The 20210-nt window shown below is 51.9% G+C and carries 16 protein-coding genes; 8 read left to right on the top strand and 8 right to left on the bottom strand.

The window, feature by feature from the left end; genetic code table 11:
• Positions 1-55 precede the first annotated feature (55 nt).
• Genes BM323_RS16140 through BM323_RS16150 form a run of 3 tightly spaced genes read right to left on the bottom strand, consistent with a single transcriptional unit; the run spans position 56 to position 2626 of the window.
• Positions 56-817 carry an amino acid ABC transporter ATP-binding protein gene (locus BM323_RS16140; protein ID WP_008110209.1) on the bottom strand — a complete coding sequence of 254 codons (762 nt, stop codon included), beginning with the start codon at positions 815-817 and terminating at the stop codon, positions 56-58.
• Complete coding sequence (locus BM323_RS16145; protein ID WP_008110207.1) at positions 810-1733, bottom strand: amino acid ABC transporter permease; 924 nt, start codon at positions 1731-1733, stop codon at positions 810-812. The genes BM323_RS16140 and BM323_RS16145 overlap by 8 nt, the downstream gene beginning before the upstream one ends.
• Complete coding sequence (locus BM323_RS16150; RefSeq protein ID WP_008110205.1) at positions 1730-2626, bottom strand: ABC transporter substrate-binding protein; 897 nt, start codon at positions 2624-2626, stop codon at positions 1730-1732. Before BM323_RS16150 ends, BM323_RS16145 begins: the two co-directional genes overlap by 4 nt.
• Positions 2627-3159: 533 nt before the next feature.
• On the opposite strand from BM323_RS16150, the gene BM323_RS16155 reads away from it, so the two are divergent.
• Positions 3160-5331 (top strand): TonB-dependent siderophore receptor, encoded by a 2172-nt coding sequence (locus BM323_RS16155; protein ID WP_154183520.1) that lies wholly within the window; start codon positions 3160-3162, stop codon positions 5329-5331.
• A 60-nt stretch (positions 5332-5391) separates the two neighbouring features.
• Here BM323_RS16155 and BM323_RS16160 read toward each other — a convergent pair whose 3' ends face one another.
• A complete protein-coding gene (locus tag BM323_RS16160) occupies positions 5392-8958 on the bottom strand; it encodes an autotransporter outer membrane beta-barrel domain-containing protein (protein ID WP_008110201.1) in 3567 nt (1188 codons plus the stop codon).
• 306 nt (positions 8959-9264) lie between these two features.
• Positions 9265-10179 carry an alpha/beta fold hydrolase gene (locus tag BM323_RS16165; protein ID WP_008110198.1) on the bottom strand — a complete coding sequence of 305 codons (915 nt, stop codon included), beginning with the start codon at positions 10177-10179 and terminating at the stop codon, positions 9265-9267.
• Positions 10180-10348: 169 nt separating this feature from the next.
• Between BM323_RS16165 and BM323_RS16170 the strand changes: the two genes are divergently transcribed.
• Complete coding sequence (locus tag BM323_RS16170; RefSeq protein WP_036650112.1) at positions 10349-11266, top strand: DMT family transporter; 918 nt, start codon at positions 10349-10351, stop codon at positions 11264-11266.
• A 2-nt stretch (positions 11267-11268) separates the two neighbouring features.
• Here the strand turns inward: BM323_RS16170 and BM323_RS16175 are convergent, their stop codons facing one another.
• Positions 11269-12156, bottom strand: coding sequence for a MurR/RpiR family transcriptional regulator (locus tag BM323_RS16175; RefSeq protein ID WP_008110194.1), 888 nt, complete (start codon positions 12154-12156; stop codon positions 11269-11271).
• A gap of 197 nt (positions 12157-12353) precedes the next feature.
• Here BM323_RS16175 and BM323_RS16180 point away from each other — a divergent pair, with 197 nt between their 5' ends.
• The 4 genes from BM323_RS16180 to BM323_RS16195 all read left to right on the top strand — a co-directional run bounded on the left by BM323_RS16180 (position 12354) and on the right by BM323_RS16195 (position 17050).
• Positions 12354-14483 (top strand): TonB-dependent siderophore receptor, encoded by a 2130-nt coding sequence (locus tag BM323_RS16180; RefSeq protein ID WP_008110191.1) that lies wholly within the window; start codon positions 12354-12356, stop codon positions 14481-14483.
• A complete protein-coding gene (locus BM323_RS16185) occupies positions 14473-15633 on the top strand; it encodes an ABC transporter substrate-binding protein (protein WP_091004086.1) in 1161 nt (386 codons plus the stop codon). The genes BM323_RS16180 and BM323_RS16185 overlap by 11 nt, the downstream gene beginning before the upstream one ends.
• A gap of 117 nt (positions 15634-15750) precedes the next feature.
• Positions 15751-15903 (top strand): KGG domain-containing protein, encoded by a 153-nt coding sequence (locus BM323_RS16190; RefSeq protein ID WP_008110189.1) that lies wholly within the window; start codon positions 15751-15753, stop codon positions 15901-15903.
• 250 nt (positions 15904-16153) lie between these two features.
• Entirely contained in the window at positions 16154-17050 is an 897-nt protein-coding gene (locus tag BM323_RS16195) for an SDR family oxidoreductase (RefSeq protein ID WP_008110188.1), read from the top strand.
• Between the two features lie 30 nt (positions 17051-17080).
• On the opposite strand, the gene BM323_RS16200 is transcribed toward BM323_RS16195, so the two are convergent.
• On the bottom strand, positions 17081-17992 hold the full coding sequence (locus BM323_RS16200; RefSeq protein WP_008110187.1) for a LysR family transcriptional regulator: 912 nt from the start codon (positions 17990-17992) through the stop codon (positions 17081-17083).
• A gap of 147 nt (positions 17993-18139) precedes the next feature.
• Between BM323_RS16200 and BM323_RS16205 the strand changes: the two genes are divergently transcribed.
• Positions 18140-18886 carry an SDR family NAD(P)-dependent oxidoreductase gene (locus tag BM323_RS16205; RefSeq protein WP_008110186.1) on the top strand — a complete coding sequence of 249 codons (747 nt, stop codon included), beginning with the start codon at positions 18140-18142 and terminating at the stop codon, positions 18884-18886.
• Between the two features lie 83 nt (positions 18887-18969).
• Here BM323_RS16205 and BM323_RS16210 read toward each other — a convergent pair whose 3' ends face one another.
• The gene (locus BM323_RS16210; RefSeq protein ID WP_008110185.1) at positions 18970-19329 is read right to left on the bottom strand and encodes a hypothetical protein; all 360 of its coding nucleotides are present in this window, start codon (positions 19327-19329) and stop codon (positions 18970-18972) included.
• Between the two features lie 127 nt (positions 19330-19456).
• Here BM323_RS16210 and BM323_RS16215 point away from each other — a divergent pair, with 127 nt between their 5' ends.
• Positions 19457-20206 (top strand): DeoR/GlpR family DNA-binding transcription regulator, encoded by a 750-nt coding sequence (locus BM323_RS16215; RefSeq protein ID WP_008110184.1) that lies wholly within the window; start codon positions 19457-19459, stop codon positions 20204-20206.
• Positions 20207-20210 lie beyond the last annotated feature (4 nt).

Consider the following 20210-nt stretch of genomic DNA (forward strand, 5'->3'; position numbering starts at 1 on the left):
TGCGCGCATTGCTGAAGCACTACATCTTCCGGGTGTTAAAAAAGAAAAACGGTGCTTAAAGCACCGTTGCAATAAAGTTTCTTACGCGCCCGTTTTCGGGGTCGTCGAGCACTTGCTGGGTTGGCCCCGCCGCCACGATTTTGCCGCTTTCCATAAACACAATGTTGTCGGCTACCTCGCGCGCAAAACCAATCTCGTGCGTGACCACCACCATGGTGATGCCGGAGTGCGCCAGCTGTTTAATCACCTGCAGCACTTCGCCCACCAGTTCGGGATCGAGTGCCGACGTCGGTTCATCAAACAGCATCACGCCGGGATCCATCGCCAACGCGCGGGCAATCGCCACGCGCTGCTGCTGTCCGCCAGAAAGATTCTGCGGCCACTCTTCTTCGCGGCCTGACAAACCCACCTTCTTCAGCAGCGACAGCGCTTTGCTGGTCGCTTGCTGACGGCTCTGCTTCTTCACGCGCATCGGCGCATCCACAATGTTTTGCAACACGGTGCGGTGCGGGAACAGGTTGAACTGTTGGAACACCATGCCGATTTCGGCACGCTGACGCGCCACTTCACCGCTGCTTAACTCGTGCAGCGCCTGGCCTTTCTGCTTATAGCCGATGATCTCGCCGCCGATGCGAATGGTGCCGCCATCCAGTTTTTCCAGATGGTTGATGCAGCGCAGCAGCGTGGATTTCCCGGAACCTGACGGCCCAAGGATCACCGTGACTGAACCGGCGGGAATATCCAGATTCACTTCATCCAGAATGGTGACGCCAGAGAAGCGCTTGGTGACTTTACGTAATGCGATCGCTTCACCCATTGCTGACGCTCCTTTCTGCTTTCGCCGCTGAAAAACCTGGCAGCGATTTCAGCAAGCTGCGTTTTTCCCGGCGCGTGACGCCACGTCCAAAATAGCGTTCCACATAGAACTGACCGACCGACAGCACCGAGGTCATCAGCAGATACCACAAGGTTGCCACCAGCAGCAGCGGAATCACTTCATAGGTGCGCTGGTAAATAATCTGCGCCGAGAACAGCACGTCCTGCAGCGAGATCACGGACACCACCGCCGTGGTTTTCAGCTGACCAATGATTTCGTTACCCGCTGGCGGCATGATGGCGCGCATCGCCTGCGGCAACACGGTGTGACGGAAAATCTGTGAAGGACGATAGCCAAGCGCACGCGCGGCTTCCAGTTGGCCGTTGCCGACGCTCTGGATACCGGCACGCACAATTTCAGCGGCATAAGCGGATTGATGCATCACCAGCGCGATCACCGCCGCACTGAATGGGCTGACTAACGCGTTAGATTGCGTGCTCCAGAGTTCGCCGAGGCCCGGAATCGACAAGGCGATGGTGGGATAAAGCGCCGCGATGTTGTACCACAGGAACAGTTGCACCAGCATCGGCACACCACGGAAGAACCAGGTATAAAACCAGCTCACGCCCACCAGCACCGGATTGGAGGAGAGGCGCATCAGCGCCAGCACCGTACCAAAAGCAAAACCCAGCACCACAGAGATCGCGGTGAGCTGCAGCGTCATTAATACGCCTTGCAGGATCGATTCGCCGGTAAAGTTCTCCGCAATCACGCTCCATTCGAAGCGTGGATTGTTAATCATCGAGTTCGCCATCGCCACCACGCACAACAGCACCACCAGCGCACTTAGCCAGCGTCCGTAGTAACGTTTGCCGACGATTTTCAAATCGCCGGTGTGGTCGTGAAAATCACTCATTGAAAGATTTCCTGATTGCGTTTGGCTTGTTTAACAGCACCAAAGCCGATGCCCCAGTTGTCGAGGATCTTGTTGTAGCTGCCATCTTTGATCAGCGAGTTCAGCGCGGCCTGTACGGCGGGCTCCAGCGCAGAATCTTTCGGGAACGCAACGGAGACTGGCGCATCGTGTACGGTGATTTCGCCGCTCATGGTCAGCGGTTTGATCACTTTCACCTGCCACAGCAAGCCTTCATACGGGCCGAGGAACATTGGCACGCGACCGCTTACCACCGCCTGCACGCCAGCTGGACGATCCGGGAATACCGAAACTTTGATTGGCTTTTTACCGGCCGCTTCACAGGCTTTGCTGGCGTCTTCAAGGCGCGTGACCTGCGTGGTACCGGAACCGGCACCCACTTCTTTACCGCACACATCCGCCAGTTCTTTGAATGGCGCGATGTTGGCATCTTTACGCGAGATAATGCCGAGGCGGCTGGCATCATAGTAACCGACGAAGTCGATGATTTTGGCACGCGCTGGCGTGGCGTTGATGTTAGAAAGCGCCACATCGTAACGACCTGTTTTCAGGCCGGGAATGATGTTGTCGAAACCGCCGGTGTCGCGCCACTGAACCTGGATTCCCAGACGCTCGCCCACGGCATTCATGATATCGATTTCACGACCGGCCAGGGTTTTGTTGTCTTCTTTATAGAAGGTGGTTGGCGGCGTGTTGGGGTTGGTTCCGGCAACAATGTAGCCACGTTTGACCACATCCGCCGGCAGCAAACTTTTCAGCGCGGGATCGGCCTGCACGTGGATTGAGCTGTCAGTCGGGACGGATTCATCGGCGGCGAACGCGGTGTGTGCACTCAGCGCGAGCGCAAGAATAGTCATGCCTTTGGCGAATTTCACTGGAACCTTTCTCCTGATTTATAAAAAGTTTCCCCACAGGGAAAAGGCGGTGAGGTAGCGATGGTTTTGTCTCCTGACTCACCTCGCGCGAACGGCGTGCGGTGGTAGGAATTGTCATCCTCATTACGTCCCGGAGACATTGTGTTTGAAGATATACGGCGATCACAAATGCGAAAAAAACATATCTATTGCCGAAATATGGCAATAGCCGCAAGCACGGTTGCGAGGCGGGATTTCCGCACCAGATTTGGCATGGAAGTATTAGCAGAATTCAGAATTTGCTAGTGAATCAATAGCCTGCTTATCCAATATTCATTGATACATTTCTTCTTACTCATAACGGATTCATCTAAGCACCTGAGGAGTTCCCTTCCCTCACAACTCATACCCGCAATGGAAAATCCTTTGTAAAGGTTTGTATTGTCAGGCTTGTTGCCGTCGCGCTGAATAGACAGTGAGAAACGTTATCATTATCATGCGCATTTACTTACAATTGTTAACGTAACAGGGAGAAAACTTAAGTGAATGTAACTATGCGTGGCAAAAAGCGTCCGACTGCGCTTTTTTTAGCGGGAATGCTAACGTCACCTGCTTTTGCAGCTGAAACCACAGAAAAGCTGGCTGACGATGAATCAATGATCGTCACCGCCGAGCAGGAGCTCAAACAGCAACCGGGCGTGTCCACCATTACGGCTGAAGACATCAAGAAAAATCCCCCTGTTAACGACCTCTCCGACATCATCCGCAAAATGCCCGGCGTGAACCTCACCGGTAACGGCGCCAGCGGCAGCCGCGGCAATAACCGTCAAATTGATATCCGTGGCATGGGCCCGGAAAACACCTTGATAATGATCGATGGCGTGCCGGTTTCTTCGCGTAACTCAGTGCGTTACAGCTGGCGCGGCGAGCGTGATTCACGCGGTGATACCAACTGGGTGCCAGCGGAAATGGTTGAGCGCATTGAAGTAATTCGTGGCCCGGCCGCTGCACGTTACGGTTCTGGCGCGGCGGGCGGCGTGGTGAACATCATCACCAAGCGTCCGACCAATGACTGGCACGGCTCGCTGTCGCTCTACACCAGCCAGCCGGAAAACGACAAAGAAGGCGATACGCGACGCGCTAACTTCAATCTCAGCGGCCCGCTGGCCGGTGATGCGTTGACCATGCGCCTGTACGGCAACATCAACCGCACCGATGCCGATGCGTTCGATATCAACACCGCCGAAAACGGTTCATACGCTGCGGGCCGTGAAGGCGTGCGCAATAAAGACATCAATACCGTGCTGTCGTGGAAAATCACGCCGCTACAAATCGTCGACTTCTCTTACGGCTACAGCCGTCAGGGCAACATTTACGCCGGTGATACGCAAAACAGCAACAGCAACGCCAGCACCGACGGTTTAGTAGAATCGTTGTACGGCGATGAAACTAACCGCATGTATCGCCAGAGCTACGGCATCGCGCACAACGGTATCTGGGATTGGGGAACCTCAAAGCTCAACTTTAACTACGAGAAAACCAATAATACGCGCCTGCAGGAAGGCACCGCTGGTCGTACCGAAGGGATGATCAACAGCGATACGTATGCCACCAGTCGTTTGGAAAGCTATCGCGCGGGCGGAGAGATCAACTTCCCGCTGCAGCTACTGGTTGATCAAACCGTGACGCTGGGTGCGGAGTGGAACCGCGACGAGCTGAACGATCCGGCATCAATGCTGGCGTCCAACGCCAGCGGCGTCAATCTGCCAGGCAGCTCTGGCGATCCGTCGCAGCGCAGCAGCAAAAACAGCGCCACCATCAGTTCTCTGTTCTTCGAAGACAACATTGCTGCCACCGACACCACCGAAGTGATTCCGGGCCTGCGCTTTGATTATCACGATCAGTTTGGCGCGAACTGGAGCCCAAGCCTGAACGTTTCACAAGGGTTAGGCGACTACTTCACCTTAAAAGCCGGTATTGCGCGGGTGTTTAAAGCGCCTAACCTGTATCAGTCAACGCCGGGTTATCTGCTCTCGACGCGTGGCAACGGCTGCCCGATTGGCCTCAGCCAATGTTATCTGCTGGGTAACGATGATCTCGATGCCGAAACCAGCGTCAACAAAGAGATTGGTCTGGAGTTCAGCAACGAAGGCTATGTCGCGGGCATCACCTGGTTCCGCAATGACTACAAGAACAAGATTGTGTCGGGCACCGAGCCGGTTTATTCCAGCACGCGCCCGGTTTATAACGTGCTGCGTTGGGAAAACGGCGGCAAAGCGATTGTCGAAGGACTGGAAGGTAATCTGACCATTCCTTTAATTGCCGATACGCTGGAATGGCGCTCCAACGCTACCTACATGTTCCGCTCCGAGAGTAAGGAAACCGGTAATCCACTGTCAGTGATTCCGGAATTCACCATCAACTCGCAACTGGAGTGGCAGGCGACGCAGGATCTCAGTGCCAACATCAACTGGACGCAGTATGGCCGCCAGAAACCGCGTCAGAATGCAGAGACCAATATCGATACCTCGAACATGACGACGCAGGAAATCAGCCCGTACTCGGTGTTTGGTCTGAACGTCAATTACGACATCACTAAAAACCTGCGGGCTAATGCCGGTATCAACAACCTGTTTGATAAACGCATTTACCGCGAGAATTCGGGTGCGTCGACCTATAACGAACCGGGCCGCGCGTATTACGCTGGCGTGACGATGTCGTTTTGATTGAGTAAACAAAAAAGCATCGCCTTTTCGGGCGATGCTTTTAAAGGTTCTGGCTACTTATTAGAAGCTGACTTGCAATCCGAGAGATGCGCTGCTCTCATTAAAGCCCTTCCCACCCACCGTCTGCGTTATGTTGCCTGTTAGGTTTATTTTCTTGTGCAGCTGTGCATCAAGACCTAACTCCGCTGTACCGATATTGCGCGATCCTGCTTGCTCAATCAGTACATCATCCATTTTGCTGCCAAATTTACGGCTGTTATGTAACCAGCTCAAATCGGCATAAGGTATAAAGCGCATATTTTTAGCGTCTATCCATTTCTCCTGGTCATCCAATGCGACGCGAACACCAACACGGGTTTGAACATTATTATTGCCTGTAGCGCGTACACGCGTGCCATTTTGCTCAGTGTAATCCGCCGTTTTAACTCCCATCCAAATAATCTGGGCGTGTGGTTGCAAACTGCGGTTTTTTTCATCGCCAAAGGTAAAGGTGTATCCACTCTCAATTGAGGTAACAAGGCCTTTTGATTTATAGCTTTCCTGACCGATCCCTTCACCTTTGACACTATTACTGAATCCGTTGTATGCCGCCCAGGTATCAATAAAGCCGCCGGTTTTCATTACACTGTCCTGCTGCCATCCCGCATATAAACCAGTGTTATAACCATTCACCTGCCCTTTTGCACTGTAACCTGTGAGTTTTGAACGGGTGAAGCTTTTCGCATTACCATAACCCGCCATCACACCCAGATTGAATCGATCGGTACCGTTCAAACTCCACTGTGCTACGTCTCCACCCAATTGGGTCATATAGCTATTTGTGGTGCTTTTTAGCTGGCCGCTATTTTCATTAAAATGACCGTGGGCACCTTTATTGCGTAACCACAGCGTTGTCTTCTCGTATTTTCCTGTAATCGGGTCGAAATAATCCGTAATACCGGCGCGATCGCTGGCACGCAAGGTAAACATATTGCTTGCCGCCGCCAGGTTAGCAATGTAACTCCCTACTTCAGGGCGGGCACGATGAGTACGTTTTGGCTGGGGTTTTTCGGGTGAGATAACGCTGCCATCCCCACTGCCTTCTCCACTATCACCTTCCCCGCCATTATCTTCACCCACCTCTTCCGGGTCGCCAGATGTAAGGCTACTGTTCAGACGCCAATAGCCATTACTATCCTGAATTAATGCGTAATCATAAGCACCAGCGACAATTCGACCATCTTGCTTAAACTCACCATTTTGTGAGCCCTCAATTTTTATCAGCTTAATACCTTCAATGGTTTTACTCCCTTTACCACCGGCGTTATGAACCTGCACCTGAGTTATACCGCTGCTATTGCCCGTAATATGAAATAGATCACCGTCAGATTTATCATCACTTAACGCAAGGCTCATGATCAATGTAGCATTATCCGCGACATAGTCGCCATTCACCGTCAGCGTTTTAAAGTTGACATTATTCTGTTCAAAATTCAAAACGCTGTTACGAACGTTCAGGTTATCTATGCTTGAATGGCCGGTAATATTCCAGCGACTGCCCTCTTCAACATTAAGCGTTTGCAGGCCATTTGCTGCCCCACTCCACGCTGAATCCGACTTTAGCGTAAGTACGCTTTCATCCATTTTATTACGGTTGATGTCGATATCACCCGTGAGTACAGAATAATTACTCGCATTGAGGATGATGGATCTTACATTGTTGTCAGACTCAATCCGACTAGATTCAATTAGTTTCTTACTTAAAAGGGTGCTGTTATTCAAATTTACCGTAGTTGAAGCTGCATTCTCTGCCAAAATCGCGGTTCCATGCTCAACAAGCATCGCTGTATTATTGATATTAATGTCACTCCGCGTATTTTTGGTGAAAATGCCGATGGCGTTATCACCTTTAATTTTTAGTGTTGAATCATTTACCGTAACGTTCTGATCACTGTAATTTATATCGCTATTTGACGTCCAGATGGCGACACTTTCACGATCCGAACCAGATACATTATCGATATCAATCACAATATTTTCAGCATTTATCTTCCCACCACTAGCTGCAAACAAAGCAACGCCGCCAGATGAACTGTTGATGCTGGCATTTTGCACATCAATTTTACCGCTAAAGAATGTAGTTAATCCGTAAGCCCCCTTCGTGATGGCGACATCGATATCACGGGCATTAATCATCCCTGAATAAGAGGCCACCAATCCTGAAGCATTGAGTTCTGTTGCTATCAGTTTGCTATTAAAAACATTTGCCGAGGCAGAACCTGATATTTTAACGGCGCCACCATTATTCTCTTTACCTGAAACTTCAGCGCTAGTGATATTTATATAAGTATCAGCACCCGTACCATAGACACCAGATGTAGCAGACTCTATTTTGACGTTCGTCGCATTTATGACTGACTGATTCGCATACATTCCGTAACCAGACGATGCGATCTGCAGGGTATCAACAGTGAGCTCAGCCTTCTCACCTGCTACAAGACCGTGACTGTTTACACCTTGGGTGGTAACGCTACCACCACTGATATCAACTTTAGAATCCTTTCCAGCAGCATAAATGGCGTAAGTTTTTTCGCCACTGACCTCGACATGAATATTTTCAAATTTGCCTACGGCGCCATTTTTGACGAAAATTCCTGATGTGTTATCACCTTGAGTAAAAACGTTAGTATTAGAAATATTTAACTCAGTATTAGCCCCGGCACCATAAATAGCATTTAAAGTAGAATTTATCGTCATATTGCTGATATTGAATTTAGAGTTATCTGCGTAAACACCGTACCCGGCAGAAGTAATGGTTACACCGTCAGCATTCATTAGCGCGCCGCTTTTACCATAAACACCAATACTACCTTGCCCAGTCGTGGTAATACTTCCACCAATAATATCCAGTTGTGAACCGCCGTTTACCCAACCGCCAAAAGCGCCTTCTCCATCCGCAAAATAGCTCACATTATTGCTGATTGTTTTTGCGCCATTCTCTCCCAGCACAGCATAAGCGCCTTTACCTGCAACAGTGACATTACTGTCAGAAATATTGACAACTGCCCCTTTGCCGTAACCATGCACACCGTATCCATAGCTGGCAACATCAATATTTTTGGCCTCTGCTGTGGCGGCATTAGCATAGAGACCGGTTCCACTTACATTCATCTTTATATTATTGGCGTAAATTTTACCGCCATTACCTGCCACCAAGCCATGGCTATTTGCGCCAGTAGTGGTAATACTCCCGCCCTCAATATTAATATTGGAACCCGCGCCTGCCGCATATACAGCATAAGCTTTACTTCCCGCGGTGGTAACATCAGAGTTTTTCACATCCGCGCTCGCACCCTTTTCGATAAATATACCGTGCGCTCCAATTTCATTTGTATCAATCGTTTTACCATCGATATTCAACATATTCCCTGAACCTGAAGCATATTCACCATAAGCAGGTGCGGCCCACGCCGGATTAACAGTTAAAGCTGATAGTGAAGAAATAAAAATCATCCTGATAAGTGATGGACAAACAAAGTCATTCACCACAGAACTTGCAGAAGACTTCACTTTTCCTCGTGCTAATTCTGACGTGACGATGTAATCACCCAAACTGTGATTCCATACCACGCGATAGTTTTTATTCATTTATTAAGTACCTAAATTAGTTCATTTCTTTGGACAACAGTGCGCCAGCGTGGAGGACCAACCCCATGCCTTATGAGTCGTTATGCGATAGATGTTTTGGTTTGTTATTGCAGAAATAATAAAAGGGATGATTCATAAGAACGCTTAAGACACGTCTTATTATTCTTAGTGGTTAACAGGACACTTCAGGGGAGAAAAACTTAACAACTTTGATGCATAACTAAAGGGAGCCATATCAAACATGCTTCTCCCTCAGTTAATCATTTAGACAGCGCGGGGTGGAGGATCAGAAATTTCACATCAGACTTAACGAAAAAACTCACGCAGCGCATCTGCCAGCGCCTGCGGTTGCTCATCGGGGATGAAGTGACCGCAGTGCGCTATTTTAATTCCCGTCACATCCGCCGCGAATTCACGCAACGGCAACGCCATATCCGGAATCGAACCCTGATCGGCGCTGATCGCCAGTAACGGCAAGGCTAATTTGCCGCGTTCACGAAGCAACGTACGGTTTTGGGCCGCCGAAACCGTCACTTCACGATAAGTGGCCATTCCGGCGCGTATTGCGCCCTTCTGCTGTAATAAACGGGTGTATTCCGCCATGTCTTCATCGCCAAATACCATCGGACTGGCCGCTTTGCGTTTCAGGAACCACTCGAGGTAGATTGCTTCGCGCCCTTCTATTAATGCTTCCGGCAAATCCGGCAACAGATGAAACGCGAAATGCCAGGTTTTCCACGCTTTATCCGGCGTGGCGGGCAGCGATTCTGGCAAGGTCACGCCAGGAATGCCGGCATCGAGCAGCGCCAGCTTTTTCACCTGATCGCTAAACAGCGTGGCATACGGCCAGGCAACCCACGCGCCAACATCATGCGCGGAAAGGTAATAGCTTGTGTGACCTAACAGCTGCATCAAGCCCTGCACTTTCTGCGCCAGCGATGTGGTGTCGTAGCCGCTGAGCGGTTTGTCCGAGTCGCCCTGGCCGGGTAAATCTGGCGCGATAATGAAATAGCGATCGCTCAGCAGCGACATCACCTGCCGCCAGGCAAACCAGCTTTGCGGAAATCCCGCCAGTAAAAGTAATGTTTCCCCATTTGCGTTGCCGCCGCTGACGTAGTGCAATCGCACGCCGTCAACGGTGGCGTAATGATGGGAAAACCCGTCTAACTCGTTGAATGGCTGCGTCCAGCCCGGCGCGTGCTTGATAACTGATGCTGACATTTTCGCTCTCCGTATATTTAGGAAATGATCAATTCCTAAATACTACATGATGATTGCGGCAGCAGGGAATATTTCTGCAAAGCGAGAAGCGGTCGCCATTAATGGCGACCCTACGGAGTGGGTTGTTTGCTATTCTGTGCGCGACTCTTTCTTAACAATTGTGAAACCTATGCGAACATCGGATTTGTTGCGGCTGCTGTTTTTAGCGGCGATTTGGGGTGCCAGTTTTCTGTTCATGCGCATTGCGGTACCGGCGCTGGGCGCGGTGAATACCGCATTTTTACGCGTATTCTGCGGCATGTTGGGTTTACTGTTCATCATGGCGGTGATGCGCATTCCGCGCCGCTTTGACGGCAAATTAGGTTGGGCGATGTTGCTGGGCGTCATCAACTCGGCGTTTCCATTTCTGATGTACTGCCTCGCGGCACGCGTGTTACCGGCGGGTTATTCAGCGATTCTCAACGCCACCACACCATTAATGGGCGTGATTATTGGTGCAGCCTTCTTCGACGAAAAGCTAACAGTTAATAAAGTTCTCGGCATGATCGCCGGATTTAGTGGAATTATTGTCATCAGCACCACCGGAGAAGCGCATCTTAGCAGCACTTTAATTGGCGGGATTTTAGCCTGTTTGATCGCCACCGCCTGTTATGGTTTTGCCGGTTTCCTGACCAAGCGCTGGATCGGTGCACGCGGCGGTCTCGATGCCACCAAAGTCGCCTTTGGTAGTCAACTCGGCGCGTCAGTATTTCTACTGCCGATCTTTGCCTTTAGCGCACCGCAAACGCCAGCGGCGAGTTGGCAAATTCCAGAAGTCTGGGCCAGCATTCTGGCGATTGGATTTATCTGCACCGCGCTGGCTTACATCATCTACTTCCGCCTACTCGCCGATATTGGTCCGCTGCGCACGCTGACCGTGACCTTTATGATCCCACCGTTTGGGATTTTATGGGGCTGGTTAGTGCTGGGCGAAGAGATCAATCAGGGATTTATCGGCGGTTCGCTGCTGATTGTCTGCGCGGTATGGCTGGTAACCAGCAATGGCTTCGGCAAAGGCGCTGCTATAAACAGCAGCGCCAGCAAATAGCGCTATTTTTTTCCGGATGGCTTCAGCGATCGATTGAGATCCTGAATACGCTTCATGGTTTTCACCGTACGCGATGAGGTCGCCGAAGCCACCGACAAAATCAGCATCTCCAGACACACCAGCACCGTTCCGTGCAGCGGCATACGACCATTCTCGCCGCCGCGCGGCACGTTGATAACCACATCCGCCTGTTTAGCGAAAGCCGAATCCAGTGCATTAGTCAGCAAAATCATCGGCATGCCGAGACGTTTCGCCTCTTTCAGTGCAGTGATGCCTTCACGGTGCGCCGACTTCTGCGCCATCATAATCAGCACATCGCCACGCTGCAGCTCAATCAACTGTTCCGCCAGCGCAATGCCGGAGCGATTGAGCGTCACCGCCGGAATCCCAATACGCGTAAACAAACGCGCGCTGTAATCCGCCAAAATCCCCGAAGCATTGATGCCAAACAGCGCCACCTGACGTGCGTCAATCAAATGCGTCACCGCTTTGGCGACCGCTTCCCGATTGTGCGGTTCGGATAACGCATCGCAGGCGCGTTTGTGGCCGCTCAGCACAAAATCGATGCCCGAATTAATATCGCACGACAGTTCGCTAACGGTGGCGCTCATCTTCTCTTCGGAGTTCATCGCCGGGCCAAACCAGGCGGTCAGCGTGGTTTTCAAATCGCGCAAACCGGCAAAACCTAATGCCTGCACCGCGCGAACTACGGTGGCATCCGAGGTGTTGGTGGCGTCGGCAATTTCCATCGCCGTGGCATCCAAAACCACTTCGCGATGGTCATGGATGTAGCGCGCCACCGCTTGCAGGCTGGATGATAATGTCGGCGCGCGCGATCGATAGCGTTCACCCAAAACATCCACACGACTTTTAATGCTATTACGACTCATCTGCTGGTTGCTCTCTAAAGAGTGAGATTATTACTGAAGGTTTGTAGTGAATTACGTAATTACTACCAAGCATAAAATATATAAGTAAATGAATTTATATTAATAATAGTGTAACAGCCTCGAGATTATTTCCATTTACTACTACATTACATCATGGTTGAATGATTCTCAATTGCATTGAACCAGGTTAATGATGAATGAATAACAACAAGTCCTTCACTTTTAAATCTCAACGCCATCCAGCCACCCTTGCTGCGATTTACGGCGTTAGCCTCTGTAGTTCCGCCAGCAGTTTTGCCGCTGATGATAGCCACACGCTCACCGTTTCAGCGCAGGAAGATAACGCACAAGGTGACAACGTCACCAATAGTTCGGTTGGCAGTAAAACGTCTACGCCGCGTATTAACCAAGCGCAGTCAGTCAGCGTGGTGACGCAGCAGCAACTTGAAGACTTTCAGGCGTCGAGTCTTACCGATGCGATGCGCTTTGTCAGCGGCGTGACGGAAGGCAACACGCTGGGCGGCACCGAAGATGGCTTTGTACGTCGCGGCTTTGGCAGCAATTCGGATGGTTCGATCTATCGCGATGGCGTGCGCAGCAGCCAGGGTTTGAACTTTGATGCCACCACCGAGCGCGTTGAAGTGCTGAAAGGCTCGGCATCTTTGCTGTACGGCATCCAGAATCCGGGTGGCGTAATCAATGTGATAAGCAAGAAGCCACAGTATCAGTGGCACACCAAAGTCAGCGGCCGAACCTCAAGTGAAGGCGGCGGCGCGGGCACCGTGGACGTTACTGGACCGCTCGGCAACGGCTTCGCCTTCCGCCTGATCGCGGAAAAACAGAATCAGGATTACTGGCGCAATTTTGGCAGTGAAAAGCACACGTTGATCGCGCCCTCGCTGCAGTGGTTTGGTGAGCAAGCCAGCTTCCTGATTAGCTATTCAGATTATCAGTACGACATTCCTTACGATCGCGGCACCGCATTTATCGACGGCAAACCGATTGATATTGGCTACAAAGATCGCCTGGATGACAAAGCCAACCATGCGTGGGGCCACAACAAAACCCTCAACGCCCATTATGACTGGCAGTTTAATGATGACTGGAGCACGCGGGTTACGCTCGGCTGGAACCAGCGCCAATACGATAACAATGAAGTGCGCGTTACGGCGGTCAATCCCACCACCGGCGTGGTGACGCGTCGCGCCGATGCCAATCGTGGCTTTAACCACAAAACCAAATACGTTTCCTGGGACTTGATTGGCTCACAACAAGTGTTGGGCATGACGCACGATCTGGTATTGGGTACCGATTACGAGATGATCCAAACCTATCGCGCGCATCAGTATCAGGGCAAAGCCAACACCGGTTTTAACTTCAACAATCCTCAGTACGATATTCTGTCGCCGATCACCAACAGCAGCACCGAAAACACAGCCAACGCTAATAACCTCAACCGCACGCACAGCCGTTCAATCTATGCCAAAGACAGCATCAGTTTGACGGATAACTGGATCGCGGTACTCGGCGGGCGCTATCAGCATTACGAGCAGCGCGCCTCAAAGGGCTTCGATCCGGTGGTGCAAACGCTGGACAGCGAAGGCAACAAATTCCTGCCGCAGGCCGGTTTGATCTACAAGGTGACGCCGGACGTTTCGCTCTACACCAGCGTGAGTAAATCCTTCACGCCATCGACCGATGTTGATGATGACGGCAACGTCGGAAAACCGGAACAGGGCACCACATGGGAAGTGGGCAGCAAATGGCAGATTTCACCGAAGCTGTTTGCCAGCGTGGCGCTGTATCGCATTGACGAGCGCGATATGTCGCTGAGCATTAACGGCACCACGCGCGCCATCAATAAAGCCCGATCCAGCGGCGCGGAATTTGAGTTAAATGGCGAAGTGCTGCCGGGATGGGATCTCAGCGCCAACTACAGCTATGACAAAGCTGAGATTGTTGATGATGGCGTTAACGCGGCTAACAACGGTAACCGCCTGCAAAACGCGCCCCGCCATTCTGGCGCGCTCTACCTGAGTCATAATCTGGCGATCCCCGGCGTTCCTGGCGATTTCCGCGTGGGCGGCGGCGCGCGCTATGTAGGAACGCGTGCTGGCGATCCGGAAAACAGTTTTAACATGCCCGATTATGTGGTGGCAGACAGCTTTATCGCCTGGAACAACCGTTTGTTTGGCGAAAAAACCCAACTGAAACTCAATCTGAACAACCTGTTTAATAAGCACTATTACACCTCCAGCGGCGGCAATCTGCGCGTGCGTGAAGGAGAAACCCGCAACCTGATGCTCGAGGCCAGCGTTGAATTCTGATTCGATATTTACCATCGGCGCACGACGTGCGCCTTCCCTGCTTGCCACGATTTTGGCCGGTTTCCTGTTACTAATAAGTAGCGCGGCGTGGGCGAAAACCATCACCGATATTGACGGCAATCGCGTTGAGATCCCCGATCATCCGCAGCGTATCGTGTTGGGCGAAAGCCGCATGCTGTATACGCTGGCGTTGCTCGAGCCGGGCGATCCTTTTCAGCATATTGTGGCGTGGCCGCAGGATCTGAAGAAGTACGACAGCCAAACCTGGAACAGCTTTGCGCGCCAGTTTCCCCAGATGCTGAAAATCCCGTCGCTCGGTTCCGGCGGGCCGAACGCCATTAATCCCGAGCAGATTCTGGCGCTGAAACCGGACGTGGTGATTTTGCCGAGCCTGGCGCGCTACGATGATGCCGACCTGCGCTTAGTCAACATGCTGAAGGCGGCACATATCGCGGTGGTGAAGATTGATTTGCGTGTGCATCTGCTGAAAAACACCCGCCGCAGCGTGGAAATTTTTGGTGAAGTGCTGAATCAGCAAGCCCGCGCGCAGGCGTTTAATCAATTTTACGATCAGCATATGCAGGTGATTCGTGAACGCTTAGCCACGTATCAGGGCGCAAAGCCTTCGGTGCTGCTGCAACTGCATCTCGGACGCCGTAACGAGTGCTGCGTGACGGCGATCAATGGCAGCCTCGGCGAATTACTCAACGCGGCGGGCGGCGACAATATCGCTAATAAAACGCAGCACGGCGTGTTTGGTCGCCTGAGTGAAGAGAGCGTGATCGCCGCGCAGCCGCAGTACTACTTTGCTACCGGTTTTGGCGATAATGCCTCGCAGGGCTTGCTGAAATTAGGGCCAGAAGTGGCGCCAGAAAACGTGCTCAGCAGTTTTAAACAGCTGACGGCGCAGCAAAAGGGTTTACGTGAATTATCTGCCTTGAAAAATGGCCGCTCGGCGGTGATCTGGATGAACTTCTACCTCAGCCCGTGGCACATCGCGGCGACAGAATTTATGGCTAAGACACTCTATCCACAGCTGTTTGCCGACATAGATCCTGAAAAGACATTGCAGCAGATTTTCCATGATTTCTTACCGATTCCTTACAGCGGCACTTATTTTATTAACATCCCGCCAGCGAGCGATAAATAATCACTTCCGCTCCGCTTGTGATTAATCTGAAGCTCGCTAATCTTAAATTTGCAGCACGGGCATGGCGTTGAAGAAGTTATTTCCGCCATGCAACAACAACTCACGAGAGGATGTTTTATGGCTGAGCATAGAGGCGGTTCCGGTAATTTCGCTGACGATAAAAAGAAAGCGTCAGATGCCGGTAAAAAAGGCGGAGAAAAAAGCGGCGGTAGTTTCAAAGACGATCCCGCTAAAGCGTCAGAAGCAGGCAAGAAAGGCGGTAAGAAGTAGTCATCAACGCTGTAAATAGCACACAGCACCTTGGAATCCCGCCAGGGCATGGACGCCCTCAGAATTATCCCATTCAGTTTTATCCATCTGAAATAAATACCGTTAATAACCTTACGTAACTGCATTCCATTTTTAACCCCCTCAACCTGCCGTTTCGTCTTAATAAATCTGATTGTTCACTTTCTAACGTGACAAATATCACATTTATGCCAGGCTTAATTTATTCACCTCATGCGACAAGGAGATATATATGACAACGCAAGCCACCAATAAAACCTTAATTACTGAAGCGTATCCGGTTCCGCCTTTTAAAAAGCAGACGCAACCGATGCCAGGTTTGGCGAGCAAAATGGATCCCCGTCCCGATCATGGTGAAACCAGCTATCGTGGTACCGGCAGATTGACCGGCCGTAAAGCGCTTATCACCGGCGGCGATTCCGGTATTGGTCGTGCCGTGGCCATCGCTTATGCCCGCGAAGGTGCCGATGTGGCCATTAACTTCCTGCCGGAAGAAGAAGCCGATGCGGCTGAAGTAATGAAACTGATTGAAGCCGAAGGCCGCAAAGCGGTGGCGATTCCGGGCGACATTCGCTCCGAAGAGTTCTGCCAGAAGCTGGTCGACCAAGCTGCTGAACAGTTGGGCGGATTGGATATTCTGGTGAATAACGCCGGACGTCAGCAGTTTAACGAATCGATCCGCACGCTTTCCACTGAAGACTTTGACGCCACCTTCAAAACCAACGTCTATGCAATGTTCTGGATTACCAAAGCGGCGCTGAAATATCTGCCAGCGGGCTCCTCCATCATTAATACCTCTTCAGTGCAGGCTTATGATCCTAGTGCGATATTGCTGGATTATGCGCAGACCAAAGCCTCGATTGTCGCTTTCACTAAAGCGCTGGCAAAACAACTGGGTAAAGAACAGATTCGCGTCAATGCCGTCGCGCCTGGCCCATACTGGACCGCGCTGCAGGTAAGTGGCGGACAGCCGCAAGAGAAAGTGGAGAAGTTTGGTGCATCCGCAGCGCTGGGCCGTCCGGGACAACCGGCTGAAATCGCCCCGCTCTACGTCACCTTTGCCGATGTGAAAAACAGCTTCACCTCCGGCCAGGTTTGGTGCTCCGACGGCGGCACCGGCACGCTTTAATTATTCGTGGGGTCGCCATAAATGGCGACCCTACATTGTCCCGTTCAATCGCCCTGGAAACACTTCCCGCAACCAATCAATAAACACCCGCAACCGCTGCGTCAGATGGCGATTCTGTGGATACACCACATGAAACGGATAATTCGCCGGACGCCACGCCGCAAGAATTTCGACCAATTTTCCCGCCTGTAAATCTGCCGCCGCTGCGTAGCGGAAGGTCTGAATGATCCCTAATCCCGCAACCGCCGCCGCCAGATGCGCGTTACTTTCATTGACGCCGATCCGATGCTCACTCTTAATCTCCAGCTGCTCTTCGCCCTGCGTGAAACGAAACGGGAACGCCCTGCCGCTCTGCGGCGACAAATAGCTCACCATGCGATGGCCATTTTTCAGCTCTTGCGGATAAGCTGGCACGCCGTAGGTTTTCAGATAACCCGGCGCGGCGCAGGTAATCATCTCCGCATCCCCCAAATGTCGCGCCACCAGCGACGAATCGCTGAGCGGACCGCCGCGAATCACGCAATCGACATTACCGCTGATCAAATCCACCGCGCGATCCGCAACGCCAAGATCGATACGGATGTCCGGATAACGAGCGATGAAATCGGGCAGCGCGGGTATCAACACATCGCGCGCGGTTGATCCGCCAATATCAATACGCAGATAGCCGCCGGGTTTAGCGCTTTCAGCGTTGAACGAGTGATCGATATCTTCCAAATCACGCACAATGCGCAGCGCTTTTTCGTAGTAATCATGCCCTTCCGGCGTCACCGTGACGCGCCGCGTGGTGCGCTGTAGCAAGCGAATGCCAAGATGCGCTTCCAGTTCCTGCACCAGTTTGCTCAGCGTGGCGTTGGGCATGTCGAGTGAATCCGCCGCACGCGTAAAGTTGCCCGCTTCGACTACGCGCGCAAACGCCTTTATCGCCATTAACTGATCCATACTTTTTTCCGCTGCATTCAATTATCCACACACAGGAATAGTCATTTCGATTCTACACCATTTATCAGTAAACGCCGTGACGTTAGATTGCTTCTTATGCACTGCATCGCAGTCATCAAAACCTCATCACACATTGGAGAAGCAAACATGAACGCACTCAACGGTAAAATCGCATTGGTAACCGGCGGTACAACCGGTATCGGTTTGGCATCCGCGCAAGAGTTGGCGGCACAAGGCGCACGCGTGTTTATCACCGGTCGTCGTCAGGCGGAACTTGATGCGGCAGTTGCCAGCATCGGTTCTAGCGCCAGCGGTATTCGCGCCGACGCTTCGGTGCTGAGCGACCTCGACAACGTTTATGCGGAAATCGCGAAACAAGCCGGCCGCCTCGATATCCTGTTCGCCAACGCCGGTGGCGGCGACATGCTGCCGCTCGGCGCCATCACCGAAGAGCATTTCGATCGCATCTTTGGTACCAACGTGCGCGGCGTGCTGTTCACTGTGCAGAAAGCGCTGCCGCTGCTGAGCGACAACGCCTCGGTAATCCTTACTTCTTCAACCACATCGGTTCAAGGCACCGCCGGATTCAGCGTATATAGCGCCAGTAAAGCCGCAGTGCGTAACTTTGCCCGCTCGTGGGCGTTGGATGTGAAAGATCGCGGTATTCGCGTCAACGTGGTCAGTCCCGGCCCGGTGCGCACGCCAGGTTTAGGTGGTTTGGTGCCTGAAGATCAGCAGCAAGGATTGTTTGATGCGCTCGCAGCGCAAGTGCCGTTAGGTCGCCTCGGCGAACCCGGCGAGATTGGTAAAGTGGTGGCGTTTTTAGCGTCCGATGCGTCCAGCTTTATCAACGCCGCCGAACTGTTTGTTGATGGCGGTATGGCGCAGGTGTAACGCGTACCAGGTCGCCATAAATGGCGACCCTACGAATATTTGCGTTTTTTGTAGGGTCGCCATTTATGGCGACCACGCCTTTTCTACGCCTCAACCACCGGAATCTCATCCAACTGGGTAAAGATCGAAATCCCCCGCTCCTTACCAATCCGCACATCGTTATCCGCACCCTGTGAAGCGCCCGGAATGCGCAAGATGGCATCGCAACAATGAATCAAGCGATGCGCCACCGGATAGAGAAATGATTCACTGATTTCATCGCCAATCTTCTGCGAACCGGCCGCGCTTGCCAGCGGCAACGCCAGCCATTCACCAATCACCGGCGTATGTCCGCGCTGGTAGACCTGCAGGGCAATCTGGTCTAATTTCTTAATATTTTCATGAATTAACACTTCATTGCCGTTGGTGCCGCTGCGTACTGGTCCTGCGATAAGAATTAACATTGGGCTTCTCCAGAGGTTCGATGTTTAGGGCTAGCGTTTTTTGCACGTTTGCCCGATTCTTGGTGACAAAATCTACGCTAACATGCATAATCGTGCATATACAAGCAAAAACATGAATGAGAAATTGATGCTTTCCAGTCAACGTAAACAGCAAATCCTCGCCATTCTGTCCGAGGAAAAACAGGTGATGTCGAGCGAGCTAAGCCAGCGTTTCGCGGTGTCGGAAGACTCTATTCGCCGCGATCTGCGTGAGTTAGCAGCCGAAGGTTTACTGCAACGGGTGCACGGCGGTGCGCTGCCGGTTTCTGCGGCTATCGCACCGTTTGAAACACGCAAAAGCGTGCAGATCAGCTCCAAGCGCCTTATCGCGCAGAAAGCGGTACAGCTTATTCAGCCCGGACAAGTGGTGATTATCGATGGCGGCACCACCACCGCCGAGATGGTAAAGCTGCTACCACCTGATTTGGCCTTTACCGTAGTGACGCACAGTCCAAGCATCGCCGTGGCGCTGGTGGATTATCCGCAGGTTGACGTGATCATGATTGGCGGCTTGCTGTATCGCCATTCGGTGGTTGCGGTGGGTGCGGCGGTGCTGGAAGCGATTGCGCGGATTAATGCCGATCTGTTCTTCATGGGTGTAACCGGCGTACACAAAACCGCAGGATTAACCACCGGCAATTACGAAGAAGCCAGTGTGAAACGTGCGCTGTCCGCACGCGCGGCGGAAACGGTGGTGATGGTATCGAATGAAAAGCTGAATTCCGCCTCAGCGTTTGCCATCGGCGAGCTTTCACTGGCAAGTACGTTGATTGTTGATACTCAGCCCGATGACGAAATGTGCCAACTGCTAAGGAAAAAGCACATAACCGTGCTGTAACCGG

This window comes from Pantoea sp. YR525, from assembly GCF_900116775.1.
Classification (GTDB): Bacteria; Pseudomonadota; Gammaproteobacteria; order Enterobacterales; family Enterobacteriaceae; genus Pantoea; species Pantoea symbiotica.

Coding starts and splice junctions, on each gene's coding strand:
- BM323_RS16170 (WP_036650112.1), top strand. CDS start 10,349: ATGCGAACATCGGATTTGTTGCGGCTGCTGTTTTTAGCGGCGATTTGG.
- BM323_RS16155 (WP_154183520.1), top strand. CDS start 3,160: ATGCGTGGCAAAAAGCGTCCGACTGCGCTTTTTTTAGCGGGAATGCTA.
- BM323_RS16175 (WP_008110194.1), bottom strand. CDS start 12,156: ATGAGTCGTAATAGCATTAAAAGTCGTGTGGATGTTTTGGGTGAACGC.
- BM323_RS16140 (WP_008110209.1), bottom strand. CDS start 817: ATGGGTGAAGCGATCGCATTACGTAAAGTCACCAAGCGCTTCTCTGGC.
- BM323_RS16190 (WP_008110189.1), top strand. CDS start 15,751: ATGGCTGAGCATAGAGGCGGTTCCGGTAATTTCGCTGACGATAAAAAG.
- BM323_RS16145 (WP_008110207.1), bottom strand. CDS start 1,733: ATGAGTGATTTTCACGACCACACCGGCGATTTGAAAATCGTCGGCAAA.
- BM323_RS16180 (WP_008110191.1), top strand. CDS start 12,354: ATGAATAACAACAAGTCCTTCACTTTTAAATCTCAACGCCATCCAGCC.
- BM323_RS16215 (WP_008110184.1), top strand. CDS start 19,457: ATGCTTTCCAGTCAACGTAAACAGCAAATCCTCGCCATTCTGTCCGAG.
- BM323_RS16200 (WP_008110187.1), bottom strand. CDS start 17,992: ATGGATCAGTTAATGGCGATAAAGGCGTTTGCGCGCGTAGTCGAAGCG.
- BM323_RS16165 (WP_008110198.1), bottom strand. CDS start 10,179: ATGTCAGCATCAGTTATCAAGCACGCGCCGGGCTGGACGCAGCCATTC.
- BM323_RS16210 (WP_008110185.1), bottom strand. CDS start 19,329: ATGTTAATTCTTATCGCAGGACCAGTACGCAGCGGCACCAACGGCAAT.
- BM323_RS16160 (WP_008110201.1), bottom strand. CDS start 8,958: ATGAATAAAAACTATCGCGTGGTATGGAATCACAGTTTGGGTGATTAC.
- BM323_RS16195 (WP_008110188.1), top strand. CDS start 16,154: ATGACAACGCAAGCCACCAATAAAACCTTAATTACTGAAGCGTATCCG.
- BM323_RS16205 (WP_008110186.1), top strand. CDS start 18,140: ATGAACGCACTCAACGGTAAAATCGCATTGGTAACCGGCGGTACAACC.